At 48.1% G+C, this 16,264-nt stretch carries 13 protein-coding genes, 1 tRNA gene and 1 pseudogene; 4 read left to right on the forward strand and 11 right to left on the reverse strand.

The window, feature by feature from the left end:
* Together H6G46_RS06020 and H6G46_RS06025 are read left to right on the forward strand one after the other, a co-directional pair.
* Positions 1-132 (forward strand): transposase (locus H6G46_RS06020; RefSeq protein ID WP_190759818.1); only part of this gene is annotated, 132 nt, incomplete at its 5' end.
* Between the two features lie 25 nt (positions 133-157).
* A pseudogene (locus H6G46_RS06025) lies at positions 158-460 on the forward strand (IS701 family transposase); the annotation flags it as partial.
* A 542-nt stretch (positions 461-1,002) separates the two neighbouring features.
* On the opposite strand, the gene H6G46_RS06030 reads toward H6G46_RS06025, so the two are convergent.
* From H6G46_RS06030 to H6G46_RS06045, 4 genes are all read right to left on the reverse strand, one after another.
* Positions 1,003-1,076, reverse strand: a tRNA-Pro gene (locus H6G46_RS06030).
* Between the two features lie 89 nt (positions 1,077-1,165).
* Positions 1,166-3,109: a squalene--hopene cyclase gene (gene shc, locus H6G46_RS06035; protein WP_010872605.1), complete on the reverse strand. Its 1,944-nt coding sequence runs from the start codon at positions 3,107-3,109 to the stop codon at positions 1,166-1,168.
* Positions 3,110-3,322: 213 nt separating this feature from the next.
* Positions 3,323-5,188, reverse strand: coding sequence for a biosynthetic-type acetolactate synthase large subunit (gene ilvB / locus H6G46_RS06040; protein WP_010872604.1), 1,866 nt, complete (start codon positions 5,186-5,188; stop codon positions 3,323-3,325).
* Positions 5,189-5,502: 314 nt separating this feature from the next.
* Positions 5,503-6,879: a cytochrome c biogenesis protein ResB gene (locus tag H6G46_RS06045; protein ID WP_010872603.1), complete on the reverse strand. Its 1,377-nt coding sequence runs from the start codon at positions 6,877-6,879 to the stop codon at positions 5,503-5,505.
* 278 nt (positions 6,880-7,157) lie between these two features.
* Here H6G46_RS06045 and katG point away from each other — a divergent pair, with 278 nt between their 5' ends.
* Entirely contained in the window at positions 7,158-9,347 is a 2,190-nt protein-coding gene (gene katG, locus H6G46_RS06050) for a catalase/peroxidase HPI (protein WP_020861737.1), read from the forward strand.
* Positions 9,348-9,395: 48 nt separating this feature from the next.
* Positions 9,396-10,304 carry an Hsp33 family molecular chaperone HslO gene (hslO, locus tag H6G46_RS06055; protein WP_010872601.1) on the forward strand — a complete coding sequence of 303 codons (909 nt, stop codon included), beginning with the start codon at positions 9,396-9,398 and terminating at the stop codon, positions 10,302-10,304.
* 55 nt (positions 10,305-10,359) lie between these two features.
* Here hslO and H6G46_RS06060 read toward each other — a convergent pair whose 3' ends face one another.
* The 7 genes from H6G46_RS06060 to H6G46_RS06090 all read right to left on the reverse strand — a co-directional run bounded on the left by H6G46_RS06060 (position 10,360) and on the right by H6G46_RS06090 (position 16,233).
* Entirely contained in the window at positions 10,360-11,025 is a 666-nt protein-coding gene (locus tag H6G46_RS06060) for a Uma2 family endonuclease (protein WP_010872600.1), read from the reverse strand.
* A gap of 98 nt (positions 11,026-11,123) precedes the next feature.
* The gene (locus H6G46_RS06065) at positions 11,124-11,720 is read right to left on the reverse strand and encodes a heme-copper oxidase subunit III (protein WP_010872599.1); all 597 of its coding nucleotides are present in this window, start codon (positions 11,718-11,720) and stop codon (positions 11,124-11,126) included.
* A 56-nt stretch (positions 11,721-11,776) separates the two neighbouring features.
* On the reverse strand, positions 11,777-13,411 hold the full coding sequence (locus tag H6G46_RS06070; RefSeq protein ID WP_010872598.1) for a cbb3-type cytochrome c oxidase subunit I: 1,635 nt from the start codon (positions 13,409-13,411) through the stop codon (positions 11,777-11,779).
* A gap of 133 nt (positions 13,412-13,544) precedes the next feature.
* A complete protein-coding gene (locus tag H6G46_RS06075; RefSeq protein WP_010872597.1) occupies positions 13,545-14,384 on the reverse strand; it encodes a prephenate/arogenate dehydrogenase in 840 nt (279 codons plus the stop codon).
* A gap of 79 nt (positions 14,385-14,463) precedes the next feature.
* Positions 14,464-14,916 carry an HNH endonuclease gene (locus tag H6G46_RS06080; RefSeq protein WP_010872596.1) on the reverse strand — a complete coding sequence of 151 codons (453 nt, stop codon included), beginning with the start codon at positions 14,914-14,916 and terminating at the stop codon, positions 14,464-14,466.
* Positions 14,903-15,145 (reverse strand): hypothetical protein, encoded by a 243-nt coding sequence (locus tag H6G46_RS06085; protein ID WP_010872595.1) that lies wholly within the window; start codon positions 15,143-15,145, stop codon positions 14,903-14,905. The genes H6G46_RS06080 and H6G46_RS06085 overlap by 14 nt, the downstream gene beginning before the upstream one ends.
* A gap of 104 nt (positions 15,146-15,249) precedes the next feature.
* A complete protein-coding gene (locus H6G46_RS06090; RefSeq protein ID WP_010872594.1) occupies positions 15,250-16,233 on the reverse strand; it encodes a glutaminase in 984 nt (327 codons plus the stop codon).
* Between the last annotated feature and the right edge of the window lie 31 nt (positions 16,234-16,264).

Raw genomic sequence — 16,264 nt, forward strand, 5'->3', positions numbered from 1 at the left:
CTTTTTTTGCCGAAATATTCTCCTGATTTAAATGATATTGAGCATGACTTTAGTGCCTTGAAACGAGCTAGAATGTACGCTCCTATTGACACGTCTCTTGATGAAATTATCCGTTCTTACTGTGGCGTTTAGCGTCTCAGCTTTATTCGAAACTACTATAAAATATAAAGAGGTGGGTAACTTATATGGAGCAAGGAACTGGATAGAGTATGGATTAAAGCAAATAAAGAATGAACTGGGGTGGGCAGATTTTAGAATGATGGACTATTCCAGAATAGAAAAATGGCGGGAAATAGTGATGAGCGTATATTTAATGGTAAGTCTTCAGATAGAAAATTTGCCTCCGCATGATAACTTCTTAAACAAATCAAAACAGACTAGGAAGATAGCTTATCAGAATATACAAAAACGTCCTTGGTGGAATCAAAAAGTGGATGGAAAAACATACTTAACAACATGAGATTAATAATTCAGCCATTATGTTACTTTAATTTATTAAAGCCGTGGATGACGGTGATTTATACACCTCAGTTATTGAGAAACTTCCATTGCTTATTTGACAAATTGAAGAAGGCAGTAATGGCCTTAGGAGACCTTATTATTGCTCCAATTATTTTACCTTCCCACCTACACTGATAGAAGAGCGATATCATCTTTTCTTTATATTTTCTTTAGAAATCACTTCTAAAGAGTACCTTGAAAGTATCGGTGCAGAAGTCATCGACGTTGATGAACTTAAGCAACGTGTTCTATGCTTTGCTATCAATGATCTTGTACGGAAAATAGCTTTTGCTGGTCACATTGACCCAGACGACATAATAGAGTACTACACCATAATAGAGTACTACACCATTGAGTTTGGTGGCGGATGTGTCGAGGAACAACACTACCGTTGGGTGCTTGAGTTGAACCCTAAACTCCCATTCGACCCCGATAGGAATTAACCCTATCAAATGGGCTAACATAGTACTATCGCAGGGGCGCAACAGTAGGTGGAAAGTATCGGGATGACAGGATTTGAACCTGCGACATCCTGCTCCCAAAGCAGGCGCGCTACCAAGCTGCGCTACATCCCGTGGTGCAACCCCCTCAATCTTAGGACACATTTCCCCCGATCGCCAGGGGTTGACCGGACGAATATTACCCCAAGGTTCCCCAAGGTTCATTAAGATGCTTGTAAATGGCTATAACGAGCTAGGGCAATGAGGGGAAAATATTGGCGGTAGTAGTGATAGCGGATATAAAAGTGACAGGGAAAACCGGTGCCGGTATATTCTGCTTCTTCCCAGGTGCCCTTGGGGGTTTGTCCCTGGACAAGAAAAGCCACGCCCCCCTCGATCGCCGTGGTTAGTTTGGCATCTTGTCCCAGGCTGGGTAAATATTTGAGGGCATCTAACAAACCAATTAGGGCCCAGGCTGTTTGGGAAGCAGTGCTGTTACCTTGACCCTTTAACTGCTTGTTTTTATAACTTTCACAGGTTTCTCCCCAACCCCCATCCGCATTTTGACAGCTCAACAACCAGGCGATCGCCGTTTTGATTTGGGGGGCAAAACGTTGGGCATCGTAAATGGCTAGGGCAGAAAGGGCCCCGCTGGTGCCATAGAGATAATTCACGCCCCAGCGGCCGAACCAACTACCATCCTGTTCCTGTTCTTGGAGTAAATAGGTCAAACCCCGTTCCACTCGTGGGGAATCCATGGTCAAACCACAGGCTCCCAGCATTTCAACCACCCGGGCGGTAATATCGGCGGTGCTGGGGTCAATCATGGCTTTCAAATCACCGTAGGGTAACTGGTTAAGCCAATCTTGGTCATTGTCAATGTCAAAGGCGGCCCAGCCTCCGGTTTTACATTGCATGGTGGCTATCCACTGCAAGGCCTTATTAATGGCCCCCTGTTTACGTTCCTCATCGGGGAGGGTAATGCCCTGTAACGCCATCATCACCACGCAGGTGTCGTCAATGTCAGGGTAGAAATTATTATCAAATTCAAACGCCCAAGCTCCCGGTTCACCGTGGGGATTTTTGATCTGCCAATCGCCGTAGGTGAGAATTTGTTTATCCAACAACCATTGCCCCGCTTTAACCAAGGCGGGATGATCCTTACCTAGATCCGCTTCCGCCAAAGCCCGCACAACCCAGGCCGTATCCCACACAGGGGAAACACAGGCTTGAATGGCATAGCTATCTTCCGTTTCCACCGCGAAATTATCGATCGCCGCTAGGCCCCTTTGCACATAGAGATCGTTAACGTCATAGCCCAACACTTTCAACGCCAGCAGGGAATTCAGCATAGCGGGAATAATGCCGCCCCAATCGCCACTGACTTCTTGTCGTTCTAAAATCCACTTTTCCGCCAGGGCCAAACCCTGTTCTCGGAAAGGTACTACCTTGGCTTGTTCCTGTAGCTTAAATAGGCTATCCAAACCGATGAAAATATCCCAAATAGTGCCACTCTCCGGCAATTTATACTGGACATTTTCCATCCCTTCCGCATAGAGTTCGTCCACCCGCAGACCCTGGGCAATGTCGTAAACGGGCTTTTGGTCACAAACAATCATCAGGGGGACCGTACTAGAACGGGCCCAACTGGACATTTCGTAAATGTTAAAGAAAAAATTGTTGGGCAAAAGCATCACCCAGGGGGGAATGGAAGGAGTACCCCGCCAGTCGTAGCAACCGATTAACGCCAGATGCATTTTGGTAAAAATGCGGGATTTGCTAATGCCCCCCCGGCCGACAATGAAATTTTTCGCTTTGACCAAGGCAGGATCGGTGGCTGGAACCCCCAAAATTCGCAGGGCAGTGTAGGCTTCCACACTGGTACTTAGTTCACCGCCATCACCATAGTACAGTTCCCAACCGCCATGGTCCCGTTGTTGTTGCAACAGGTAATTCTTCGCCTTCTCCAGGGGTCTTTGGGCCGCTGTGCCCCAAATTTTGTGCAGTATGACCACTTCGGCAGTGATGGTGACATTGGATTCCAACTCAGACCACCAGTAGCCATCGGCATATTGTTCCGATAGCAGGAAGTCCCGACTAGCGGCGATCGCCTGGCGCACCTGCTCGGTGCTAGGACAAGGAACGGAGGGAGAGGCGGCAATAACCATGGACAAAGTTGTAAATTTTTCTTTACAAAGATAACAGATGGATTAGGGAACGCCGCATCTTGCCTTGGTTAGGGGTTTGCAAAAAAAATTCTTCCCAATAGGTGGAGCAGACCTTTGGTGGAACTTTAAATATGGTCAAGAAAAACCGAGGAAAAAAGTATTCTGAAGTCTGACCCCACCGCTGGGAGGATGAATTCAATTTTGGCTTATGGGTTAGAGTTTGGCTCCACAACCAGAACAGAAACGATGGGTGATGAAATTTTGGGTTTGGCAATGGTTGCACTCCACCATCCGGGGACCATTGTCCCGTACCGGCACTTCCGGTAAACCTAGCATTTGGGCATTACTCATGCCGGGGGCAATCATAGGGTAACAGTTTTCATCTTTTTTGACCACCACATCCATCACCACAGGACCATTGTGGGCTAGCATTTCGGCGATCGCCGGGGCCAAATCTTCCCGCTTGCGCACAGTAATACCCTTGATGCCATAGGCTTCACAGAGGAGATTAATGTCTGGCATGCCCTGGGACATGTTAGAAGCAGAATAACGTTCTTCGTAGAAAGTTTGTTGCCACTGACGCACCATCCCCTGCCAACCGTTATTGAGAATAATAGTTTTAACCTGGATGTCGTACTGGGCTAGGGTTCCCAGTTCCTGAAGATTCATTTGGAAGCTGGCATCTCCACTGATGCAAATGACCGCTTCGTCCCCCACTCCCACTTTGGCTCCCATGGCGGCAGGTAAACCAAAGCCCATCGTACCCAAGCCAGCACTGGAAATCCATCGGCGGGGGCCATTGTTCAAAAACTGGGCCGCCCACATTTGGTGTTGTCCCACATCGGTGGTGTAGTAGGCATCGGGGGCCTGGCGACCAATTTCGTGTACTACCTCCTGGGGGGCAATAGTATCCTCATAGTGGGGCACCTGGAGGGGGTAATCGGTCCGCCAATGATCAATGCGATTTAACCATGCCTGGGTGGTATGGGGATGGGTGGGGTAATCCAATTCCCGGGCCCGCTGCAAAAGCTGTTCTAAAACATGGCGTACATCCCCCACAATGGGCACATCGGGAGCCCTGTTTTTTCCCACCTCCGCCGGGTCGATGTCAATGTGAATTACTTTGGCGCGGCTAGCAAATTCGTCTAGTTTGCCAGTTACCCGGTCGTCGAAACGGGCCCCCACCGCAATCAACAAATCACATTCGCTGACGGCAAAGTTGGCATAGGCGGTGCCATGCATACCCAACATACCCACCGAAAGGGGATGGTTTTCGTCAAAAGCCCCAATTCCCATCAGGGTGGTTGTTACCGGCAACTGGAACCTTTCCGCAAATTCCTGCACCTGGGCATGGGCATTGGCGGCGATCGCCCCTCCCCCTACGTAGAGCAAGGGATTTCTGGCCTGCTCCAACAATTGCAATGCCGCATTAATTTGTCGGGGATTACCTTTAACCGTGGGGCGATAACCCGGTAGATTAACGTCACCGGGGTCGAGGGGAATGTACTCACATTCTTCTAAGCCCACATCCTTGGGAATATCGATCAAAACCGGCCCGGGACGACCGGTGCTAGCAAGATGGAAAGCCTCAGTAACAATGCGAGCCATATCCGCCGCACTACGTACCACATAGGAGTGCTTAACGATCGGTAAGGTGATGCCAAAAATGTCAATTTCCTGGAAAGCATCGCTACCAATCATGGCACGGCCCACCTGTCCAGTAATCACCACCATGGGCACCGAGTCCAAATGGGCATTGGCAATGCCGGTCACCAAGTTAGTCGCCCCTGGTCCAGATGTACCGAAACAAACTCCCACTTTACCTGTGGCTCTGGCATACCCATCCGCCGCATGGGAAGCTCCTTGTTCATGGCGCACCAAAATATGCTCAATTTCCCCCGCCGCTTCAAAGCGGTACAGTTCATCATAGATGGGCAAAATTGCCCCGCCGGGATAGCCAAAAATGTGTTTGACCCCATGGCGTTTCAGGCTATCCATCAGGATATAAGCCCCGGTTTGCCGTTGGCTAGGAACAGTTTTCAGGAAATTTGTTTTGGGATTAGGAATTGATGCAACCACTGGACAAATCGCTTTAGGAAGCGTAGGCTAAGTCTTCTAATTTTAACTCAATCGGCGATGGGCTCCCTATGGCAAAAGAGGAAAAGTTAACAAACTTACATCATTTAGGTCAACTGAAGTAAATAAAGACTAGTATTTACTGGGACCTGGGTTTAGATAGATGAACATAGGATGACTACCGAACAAGATTAAGTTGACCTTCTTCAGGGAGGATTTCAATTTATTAACTAGCCCAAAAAACGATACCGCCATTAGGAAATATATCACCCCTACCGGAGGAACTTTGGCGGGTAGCCTGCACCGAATTTGTTTACTTAAGCATTAACTTTAGCTTCTGTTTTAGAACTTACCTCCGCCTCTTCGGCGATCGCCAATATTTCTCGCTCAAAAGCCACCTGGGCCCGGTTGGTTCTTCCCCCTAAATAAATTTCCCGTTGACCATCCCCATCAACGCTCAATAACCAGACCTGGGAATGGGAAACATAACTCATCATTACTCCCACCATCAACAAGCCAAAACCAAGATAAACAAAAGGAATACCGGGATCAGCTTTAATCTGTAAACCGGTGCTACCCACCAACTCTTTAATTGTTATATTCACTCCATTAATTTCCACCGTAGAACCAGCCCGCACTGCATCGGTCAAATTGCCCTCTTGGTCATAAATGATCATTGTACCTTGGAGGTCTTTAACTAATAGGGCGGCACCTTCGCTAAAGTCAGTTTTAGTGGGAATGTAGGCTCCCCACAACTGGCCACCATTGGCGGTTTGTAAAGGGGCCATGGGAAGTTGCAACACAGGACTATTGTTGAGTTGTACTTTTACCCCCGCAATGCCCCAGTTAGTTTGATAAAAAGTAACGCCTCGATGACGTAGGGGATGGTTAACGGAGATGGTTTGCCGGTCCAATTCTTCCCCTTGATTATTAACCACGGACAAATCAGAATAGAACTGATCAATGGCGCCATTTTCCGTGTAATTAATCCAGAATCGATTGACTTTAATGCCCCAATCCTTGGGAATTTGACTGTCGGCAAGGGGGCCTTTCTCGATAATATTACTTACCTGGAATGTTTCACCACTGGGAATCATATGTTGGGCAAAAAATCCCGTCAATGCTCCCCAAATTGCCCCCCCTAAAATGATTAGCATGGCGCCATGGACAATGATAGGACCGACTTTTCCCATCAGACCTTTACGGGCATAAACACTGTCACCTTCTTGGAAGATTTTGTAACCCCTATCCCGGAGTAAGCTCTCAATTTTATTTATATCTCCATCGGGTAACGAAAAACTTAAAGCTAGTTTTTTAAACTGCCTTGGTTGGTGATAAAACTGCCAACTGCGGGCTGCTTTTAAAGCAGGAAATTGACGATTAAAGGTACAGGCAGTCAAGCTAGAACCGAAAAGTATTAGGAGCCCCAAAAACCACCAAGTTCGATAGACCTGATTTAAACCTAGTTGTAAAATTACTTGCCAACTTAAGAATCCAAATAGAGCTGGATCTTCAGGATAATTCTGTTGGTAAAAACTTAAACTTTCCCCCTGCTCAATTACCGTACCACTGATACTAAAAACAGCAATTAATAGTAAAAGGGCGATCGCCAGACGGAGATCTGCCAGGGTTTTGAGGCACTGCCGACCTAACTGCTGAAAAAAGTTACTAGGGGAAGGATTGGCAATGGTCATGAAAGAGGTGACAGCGTTAAAGATAGCCCTATCATTGTGCCCCGATCGCCGGCCCCATGGCAATGGAATTTGGCCGATGATCAACAGTTGCTTCTAGACTCTAATCCTGTGGGAAATTCTACCCATTGACTAATCTGCGACCCCGGGGCAGCATGGCACTAGGGCCCCGGCAAGTTGTGGTTAAGTCAATATTGATGTGATTAATGGGCACCCAACCCGCCAGGAAATTAAGAAACAGAGTTTTCCCCCACCCACACAACCATCGTAAGGAAAAACCCATGGCTAATGATCAGGTACCGGCCAGTAAATGTCCTGTAATGCACGGAGCAAATACAACCGGGCAGAACGGCAATCTCAACTGGTGGCCCAATGCGCTGAATCTAGACATATTGCATCAGCATGACCGTAAAACAAATCCTATGGACGATGGGTTTAACTATGCCGAAGCGTTTCAACAACTGGATTTAGCTGCTGTTAAACAAGACCTACACCATTTGATGACCGATAGCCAAAGTTGGTGGCCCGCCGACTGGGGTCATTATGGTGGATTAATGATTCGTATGGCCTGGCACGCTGCTGGCACTTATCGCATTGCCGATGGTCGGGGTGGGGCCGCCACTGGCAACCAACGCTTCGCCCCCCTGAATAGCTGGCCAGATAACGTCAATTTAGACAAAGCCCGCCGCCTACTCTGGCCGATCAAAAAGAAATATGGCAATAAACTTTCCTGGGGAGATTTGATCATTTTGGCTGGCACCATGGCCTATGAGTCGATGGGGCTCAAGGTTTACGGTTTTGCCGGTGGTCGGGAAGACATTTGGCACCCGGAAAAGGACATTTACTGGGGAGCAGAAAAGGAATGGCTTGCTTCCAGTGACCATCGCTACGGCAGTGAAGACCGGGAAAGCTTAGAAAATCCCTTGGCCGCCGTACAAATGGGATTAATTTACGTTAACCCTGAGGGGGTGGATGGGCACCCGGATCCTTTATGCACAGCCCAGGACGTCCGCACTACCTTTGCCCGCATGGCCATGAATGACGAGGAAACCGTTGCCCTTACCGCTGGGGGGCACACCGTAGGGAAATGCCATGGCAACAGTAAAGCTGAGCTTATAGGGCCAGAACCAGAGGGAGCTGATGTGGTGGAGCAGGGCTTGGGTTGGCACAACCAAAACGGCAAAGGTGTGGGGCGGGAAACTATGTCCAGTGGCATTGAAGGGGCTTGGACCACCCACCCTACCCAGTGGGACAACGGTTATTTTTATATGTTGTTCAACCACGAATGGGAACTGAAGAAAAGTCCTGCCGGGGCTTGGCAATGGGAACCGGTCAATATTAAAGAGGAAGATAAACCCGTCGATGTGGAGGACCCGAATATTCGCCACAATCCCATCATGACCGATGCCGATATGGCCATGATTAAGGACCCCATCTACCGACAAATTTCCGAGCGTTTCTATCGGGAGCCGGATTATTTTGCGGAAGTATTTGCCAAGGCCTGGTTTAAACTAACTCACAGGGATCTAGGACCAAAGAGCCGTTACCTTGGCCCCGATGTGCCCCAGGAAGATTTAATTTGGCAAGACCCCATTCCCCCAGTGGATTACACCCTTTCTGAAGGGGAAATTAAGGAGCTTGAACAACAAATTTTAGCCTCCGGCCTCACCGTTTCCGAACTAGTCTGCACTGCCTGGGATAGTGCCCGCACCTTCCGTAGCTCCGACTATCGAGGGGGAGCCAATGGAGCCCGGATTCGTTTAGAACCCCAAAAGAATTGGCCCGGTAATGAACCAACTCGATTGGCAAAAGTCTTGGCGGTGCTGGAAAATATCCAAGCTAATTTTGCTAAGCCGGTCAGTCTAGCGGACTTAATTGTGCTAGGAGGGGGAGCGGCGATCGCCAAAGCGGCCCTTGATGGGGGGATCGAGGTTAATGTACCTTTTCTGCCCGGTCGAGGGGATGCCACCCAAGCCATGACCGATGCAGAATCCTTTACTCCGTTGGAACCGATCCACGATGGTTATCGTAACTGGCTAAAACAGGATTACGCTGTGTCCCCGGAGGAATTGCTGTTGGAGCGAACCCAATTAATGGGACTAACGGCACCGGAAATGACTGTTTTAATCGGTGGTATGCGGGTGTTGGGTACTAACCATGGCGGGACTAAGCATGGAGTCTTTACCGATCGGGTGGGAGTACTCAGTAACGACTTCTTTGTTAATTTGACTGATATGGCCTACCAATGGCGGCCAGCGGGCAACAATCTCTACGAAATTGGCGATCGCCAAACAGGGGAAGTGAAATGGACTGCCACCAAAGTAGACCTGGTGTTTGGTTCCAACTCCATCCTACGCTCCTACGCAGAAGTGTATGCCCAGGACGACAATCGGGAAAAATTTGTCCGTGATTTTGTGGCCGCCTGGACTAAAGTGATGAATGCCGACCGGTTTGATCTCCCTAGGGGCTAGTTGGCACAATAGAAGCATCACAAAATTCAGGCAACATTTCAGCAATCCATGGCAGACCAATTGATCCGCGCCACCGCCGCCGATGGGGGTATTCGCGCAGTGGGGGTAATTACCACCAACCTAACTGAGGAAGCCCGCCAACGCCATCGCCTTTCCTACGTTGCCACCGCGGCCCTCGGCCGCACCATGGCCGCCGGGTTACTGCTGGCTTCTAGCATGAAGCAGGAAAAATCCCGGGTAAATATCCGCATCCGTGGTAATGGCCCCCTCGGGGGTCTGTTGGTAGATGCCGGTTTAGACGGTACCGTGCGGGGGTACGTACAAAATCCTTCGGTGGAACTCGCTCCCAATGCCCAAGGGAAGTTGGACGTGGGGGGCGCAGTGGGCCAGGATGGCTTTCTCTATGTGGTGCGGGATGTGGGCTTTGGCTATCCCTACTCCAGCACAGTGGAGTTAGTTTCCGGGGAAATTGGTGAGGATGTCACCCATTATTTAGTCACCTCCGAACAGACTCCCTCCGCCCTGTTGTTGGGGGTCTTTGTGGGCAAAGATGGGGTAACTGCTGCCGGGGGGCTACTTTTACAGGTAATGCCCAAGGCTGCCCGGGACGAAGCATTGGTTGCCGCTTTGGAATCCCGATTGGGGCACTTGACCGGCTTCACGCCCCTTTTGCGTTCAGGCAAATCCCTCAAAGATATCTTTCAAGAATTATTGGGGGATTTTGGTCTGGCCATTCTGCCGGAAGTGCAACTTTTACGCTTTGATTGTCGCTGTTCCTTTCCCCGGGTTTTGGGAGCCCTAAAAATACTGGGACAAGATGAACTGGAAGATATGATCGAAAAAGACAATGGAGCCGAAGCCACCTGCGATTTTTGCGGTGAAGTCTACCAGGCCGATCGCCATCATCTGGCCCAGTTAATTGGGGAAATCCAACGGGAAAAAGCCGAAAAGCTTTAAATTCATCTACCCAGAAATGGCCAGCCAACCATGTAGTGGGGAAGGTGGAATACATTCAACGGTTGGCCTTTAGCCATTGGCGAAACTCCTTCAGGGCCGCCGTCTCCCCGATCGCCAAACTGCGTTCAATTACCAAGGGCACCTGTTCTAGAGATAAAAATGGAAAAGTGGGACTTTGGTCAACAGGTTCATACTGCCCCGACTCCGGTTGGAGCACAAATACTGCCAGGCGATCGCCGTCATAGCACCAAATCTCCGGTATGCCTAAATTGCTGTAGATTGGGAACTTGTTCAAGGAGCCACTGGTAATATCAATCTCTAATACCAAATCGGGGGGAGGATCCACCGTGAGGTCAATGTGTTGCTTGCCCCGCACCTGGGGTTCGTTTGCTATGTAATAGCAGGAATCTGGCTCCACTCCCTGTTTAGTTCGATCAATTCTTAACGTTAATGAACCAAATTTTTTAAGATTTAATCCCAATTCGTCGGTGATTGCTCGAATGAGGTCATCAATAAAGCGATTGTTGTTTTCGTGAACACCCAAAGGACTCATAATTTCTAGAATTCCACAGTCATAGGCAAATCTTTGACCTCGTTTTTCTCCTAATTCTTCTAGTAACTGATTGAACGTATTCCAACTAACTGGATTGAGCAAAATCAGATGCTCTGCTTTGGGTTTAGTTACACTTTCCTGTTTGCGAGTTTCTAGATTAACGGCCATTGCATCACCTCTCCCTGGAGATTCTATATCTTGCCCAAAAAGTTATCTTTCTACCTAGATCATACTTTGGGATACTCGGTCTCAACAATGCCAAAGATTTAATTCGCTGGCCAAAGATAAAGCAAAATAAATAAAATAATCCAAATTACATCGACAAAATGCCAAAACAAGGCGATCGCCGTCACCCCTTCATGGCCCCGATCAAAATTGTGGGGCTGGAGGGAGCGCCAATACATATAAAGCAAAAGACAGACCCCAGTGAAAACGTGCAATCCGTGAAAACCAGTTAGTAAAAAGAAAGTTCCCCCTGCGGATCCCGCATCCAGGCCAAAGGGCATACCGGCCCACTCCGCCGCCTGGCCAAACAAGAAAACAATGCCGAGACTGATGGTGGCTAACCACAGTAGGCGAAATAATTTCATTTCTCCTCGGTGCAGGGCTTTTTCGGCCAAAATAATGGCCCCGCTACTGGTAACTAGCACCATGGTATTAATGGCTCCTCTTGTCACATCCAAACCGTCTACCCCAGGGGGAAACCAGGGTTTATTAGTCAGCCGCAGAATGGTGTAGGTAACAAAAAAGCTGATAAACACCACACTTTCCGACATCAAAAAGACAGGAAAACCAAAGCCTAAATTATCCGGTTCCTGTTCTTCCGTCGGCTCAACATGGGGGAGATGATTACCTGATTCCATAAAATTTCCTCGTGTGCTTGCTCGGTTAGCGGGTTCAACGGCGGAAAAAGCCCATACTATGTGGTTACTTCGGTGGTCAAATCCACCGGGCGATCATAGCCATAGGGTTCCACTGTAATGGTAGGAATAACTTCAAAATTTTCCTCCGGTGGCGGTGAAGGTGTGGTCCACTCCAAGCCCAAAGAATTCCAGGGATTATTACCCACCCGACGGCCTTGGAAAGCCGAGGCCACCATATTGGCAATGAACGGTAAAGTAGACATGCCCAGCAGGAACGCCCCCAAACTGGCCACCACATTCCAGGCCGTGTATTCCGGGTCGTAGGAAGAAATGCGCCGCAACATGCCCTGTAGCCCAATGGGATGCATGGGGAAAAAGTTTAAATTAGCGCCAATAAAAGTCAACGCAAAATGGAGTTTGCCCCAGGCTTCGTTATACATGCGCCCAGTCATTTTCGGAAACCAGAAATAAATTGCCCCGTAAATGGCCATGGTCACGGTGCCAAAGACCACGTAATGGAAATGCCCCACCACAAAATAGGTGTTATTGACGTGCAAATCGAAGGGGGCAGAAGCTAACATAATGCCCGTGATGCCGGCAAATAGAAACATTAAAATTCCCCCCAGGCAAAACAACATGGGGGTTTTCAGTCGCAAACTACCCCGCCACACCGTTGCTGTCCAGGCTAAAACTTTGATGCCCGTAGGCACAGCGATGAGCATGGTGCTAGCCATGAAAAACATTCGCATCCAGTTGGGGGTAGCACTGGTAAACATATGGTGTACCCAGACGAAGGTGCCTTGGATAGCAATGAGAAAAGAAGAAATAGCGACAGTTTTGTAGCCAAAAAGCGGTTTACGGGCAAAAACCGGCAATATTTCCGAAAATACGCCAAAGGCAGGCAAAGCCATGACGTAGACGGCCGGGTGGGAATAGAACCAAAATAAATGTTGGTAAATAATTGGGTTGCCCTGATTAAAGGGGTCAAAAAAGGTGGTGCCAAAGGAAAGGTCAAACAGCAACATCACCGCCCCGCCGGTCAACGCTGGCAGACAAAAGAGTTGCAAAATTTGGGCGCTTAAAATTGTCCAGACGTAAACGGGCATTTTTAACAGGGTTAGCCCCGGTGCCCGCAATTTCCAAACGGTGGTGACAAAGTTAACCCCCCCCATAATGGAAGAAATGCCGGAAGTGGCCACTGCCAAAAGCCAAAGAAATTCGCCATTGATGAAATTACCCGACGGATTTTGAATGCTTACTGGAGGATAGGACCACCAGCCCGCCTGGGCCGTCCCTGTGGGTAGAAAAAAGCTACCAATCAATAACACTCCCACCACTGGCATTAGCCAAAAGGCGATCGCATTCAATACCGGAAAGGCTACGTCCCTGGCACCAATCATCAGGGGAATTAAGTAATTGGCTAACCCCACATTGGCTGGAAAAATCCAGAGGAAAATCATGATGGTGCCGTGGAGGGTAAATAGACCGTTGTAGAGGCTACGGTCCACCACGTCCAATTGGGGGGTGAGTAATTCTGCCCGGATAATCATGGCCAATAATCCCGCCACTAAGAAGAAGCAGAAGGACATCAGTAAATATTGAATGCCAATGACTTTGTGATCGGTGCTGAATTTGAGATAGTCGTGCCAGGGGCGTTGAAAGGGAACCGATGCGGTGGGCTGGTTAGTCATGCGCTCTGAGCGGGAAAGGGCAGTGCTTGTTTATTTTTAACAGAAAGCCATGCCGTGGGCCCCATTGTTCCTAAATTTGTTCTGGATCAATGTCTAGTCTCCTAAATTTATTCTCCAGGCGATCGCCATTGGTTTATTCAACATACTTGTCCCGATCGCCGTTGGTTTGTTGTAAAAGACGATGGAGTTCAGGCCATTGTTGGTTACTAATTAGGGTAATTAGCTGATCCAGGTGCTGACGATAGTCTTGCAAACTTTTTAGCAAAGCCCGTTGGTTATAGGTGGCCATCATGGTGCCCAACTCCGGGTTGCCGCCTCCCACCCGACTGGTATCCCGAAAACCCGAACTGGCCAAATTTTGGGCTAGTTTGAGAATATCCCCATCTTTTTCACCGGCACAGGCTTGGATTAAAGCAGCACTCACCATTACAGGTAAATGGGAAATCCAGGCTACTGCTTGGTCATGGTCTGCGGGAGTGCAGAGGTAAATTTTTACCCCCAGGGGTTCCAACACTGAACGTAAACAAGCCAATTGCTCTGGGTCAGTATATTCGGTGGGAGTGAGCACATAGGGAGCGTTGACAAATAAATTTTCTTCCGCCCCGTCGATGCCCTGGGCCGCTGTGCCGGCCATGGGGTGACCACCAATGAACCCAGACCAAAGTTGACTGGCCGGCTCGGCGATCGCCGTTTTTACAGAGGCCACATCAGTGACAATGGCTGTGGGCGATAGATGGGGAATAAGCTTCTCTAGGGTAGGCAAAATTAATTGTATAGGAGTACAAAGAAAAATTATTTTTGCTGTTTGGAGAAGAGATAAATCTTGACCCGCTTCATCCACCAATTGTCTTTCCACTGCTTTTTCACAGGTGCTTTGTTGCCGAGAAACCCCAATCAAATAATGGCCCCGACGACGCAAGTCTCCCGCCAAGGAAGCCCCAATTAAACCCAAACCAACAACACCAATTTTCATTTAATTTCAAGTCATCTTCATTGATTTTTATCAAATTCCATTGAGAAGTTCAAATGGTTAAGAAAATCACCGAATTGATTCAATTTTTGCAAGGATCATCTATGGGGGGATGCAGTCCCGTTTTCAACCAAAATCGTCGTGTTTCCTGGATAGAATCTTCCTCTGGATAACGGGTATCATTTAAATCAAGTCGGATACACGTCGCACGACCGGTTGTCGTGGTTCCTTGTATTATTATCCCTCTATTTGTCCAAATGAAATGTTCTGCCCAATTCTGTTGGCGGGGGTTAAAAATGGCAACAATAGTCTTAGTTTGTGGATCTATACTGGCGACAAAGTTGTAGCGCCTCTCGTTACAACGACGACAAGCAAGGGCAAGGTTATTAAATGCGTCAGAACCACCTAAAGATTTCGGAATTACATGATCAATGGTGAATCTGTTTGCACTCAATCGTTCTGGGGAATGACAATATTCACAGATATATCTTGCCCGTTGCCGAATAGCTTGTTTGAGATCTTCACTGATTGGCATCTTGGGCTGCTAGCATTGCGTTAATGTGTGTAAAAATACGGTCTAATTCACCAATAGCATCCAATTCAGCAATTTCTTCGATGGTAATTTTGTCGGATTTTTTCTTTTGTAAAAGATCTTCCATTCGTAATTGTAAGGATTCATTAAACTTGAATAAATTCCAGCTACCGACCTTTTCTAGATGAATTTCATGAACTAGAGAAGATGGTTTGCTAAAAGTTGTAACCATTTAAAACCTCACGAGCATTTGTTTGGCAAATTATTATTGTTTTAATTAGCCAAATTATAACGTTTCCAATATCAAACAAGGCTAAATCAGACATGACTGTTTCTTTAATTTCTAGAGGTGAACTCTGCCAAAAACTCTAATAGTGCCAGGGGAGCCACAGGGTTTCCTTCTTCATTCAAAGGCGGACTATAGCAGGCAAAAATGGTCGGTGACGGGGCCGGCAAACAAGCCAAAATTAGGCCACTGACCCCCGATTTGCAAATAAAGCCGGTGCGCCGAAAAAACGCTTCTGACATTTCATACAGTCCTGCTTTGGCCATGGTGGCTTTGACCCTGGCAGTGGTGTCCGGTTGTAACGGCGGCTGGGGACATTGCAACATTAGGCCTAGCTTGAATAAATCCTTGAGGCAACCACTCAAACAACAAAGTTGGTTATAGGTTTCTAGAGCCAGGGTCGCATCTTCCACATAACCTTTTGCTGCCAACAAATGGGCGATCGCCAGATTGCGGGGATTGGGTAGGGAATGGACTGAAGCCAATAGTTCCTGATCAAGCCAGAGTTGACATTGGGCGGTGTGGTTTAACCAAGTGAGAAAATTTTCACACCGTTGCTCTATCGTTGCCCCCGGAATATGACCCGCTAGGCAGATGGCGCCACTGTTGACCATGGTGTTGCGGGGATAACCCCCATCCTGCTCCAATTGCTCCACGGAATTAAAAGGTAAATGGGAAGGGCGATCGCCAACTTTTTGCTCGGCCCACTGCCAACCCCGGTGATGGAGTATGTAAAGCCACAGAAAGGGTTTGACCACACTCATCAAACTAAACGTTAAGTCTGTATCTCCTGCTTCGTAAATAATGCCGTTTTGGTCGCCAATGTCTAGGGCAAAATTACCTGGATCGACCAAGCTCAACTGAGGAATGTATTGGGGTAACTTACCGTTGAGGGCCTGAAGACGGGCAGCTTCTACCCATGTTTGCCATTGTTTGGTTGTAATGGCTCTGTAATTGGCGATCGCCATGGCATTAGGTTTAGGTATAGATTGATGATGTACGACTTTGGGATCTGAGTTTACGCCAATCCCCATCGTTATTCACCCTTTGTGATTCGTTGCGTCC

Origin of the sequence: Synechocystis sp. FACHB-908, assembly GCF_014698595.1 — a bacterium.
Classification (GTDB): Bacteria; Cyanobacteriota; Cyanobacteriia; order Cyanobacteriales; family Microcystaceae; genus Synechocystis.

Bases quoted from the DNA above. Each gene is read 5' to 3' on its own strand.
- H6G46_RS06085 (WP_010872595.1), bottom strand. From the start codon at position 15,145: ATGGTTACAACTTTTAGCAAACCATCTTCTCTAGTTCATGAAATTCAT.
- H6G46_RS06045 (WP_010872603.1), bottom strand. From the start codon at position 6,879: ATGACCATTGCCAATCCTTCCCCTAGTAACTTTTTTCAGCAGTTAGGT.
- H6G46_RS06080 (WP_010872596.1), bottom strand. From the start codon at position 14,916: ATGCCAATCAGTGAAGATCTCAAACAAGCTATTCGGCAACGGGCAAGA.
- H6G46_RS06060 (WP_010872600.1), bottom strand. From the start codon at position 11,025: ATGGCCGTTAATCTAGAAACTCGCAAACAGGAAAGTGTAACTAAACCC.
- katG (WP_020861737.1), top strand. From the start codon at position 7,158: ATGGCTAATGATCAGGTACCGGCCAGTAAATGTCCTGTAATGCACGGA.
- H6G46_RS06065 (WP_010872599.1), bottom strand. From the start codon at position 11,720: ATGGAATCAGGTAATCATCTCCCCCATGTTGAGCCGACGGAAGAACAG.
- H6G46_RS06090 (WP_010872594.1), bottom strand. From the start codon at position 16,233: ATGGGGATTGGCGTAAACTCAGATCCCAAAGTCGTACATCATCAATCT.
- shc (WP_010872605.1), bottom strand. From the start codon at position 3,109: ATGGTTATTGCCGCCTCTCCCTCCGTTCCTTGTCCTAGCACCGAGCAG.
- H6G46_RS06070 (WP_010872598.1), bottom strand. From the start codon at position 13,411: ATGACTAACCAGCCCACCGCATCGGTTCCCTTTCAACGCCCCTGGCAC.
- hslO (WP_010872601.1), top strand. From the start codon at position 9,396: ATGGCAGACCAATTGATCCGCGCCACCGCCGCCGATGGGGGTATTCGC.
- H6G46_RS06075 (WP_010872597.1), bottom strand. From the start codon at position 14,384: ATGAAAATTGGTGTTGTTGGTTTGGGTTTAATTGGGGCTTCCTTGGCG.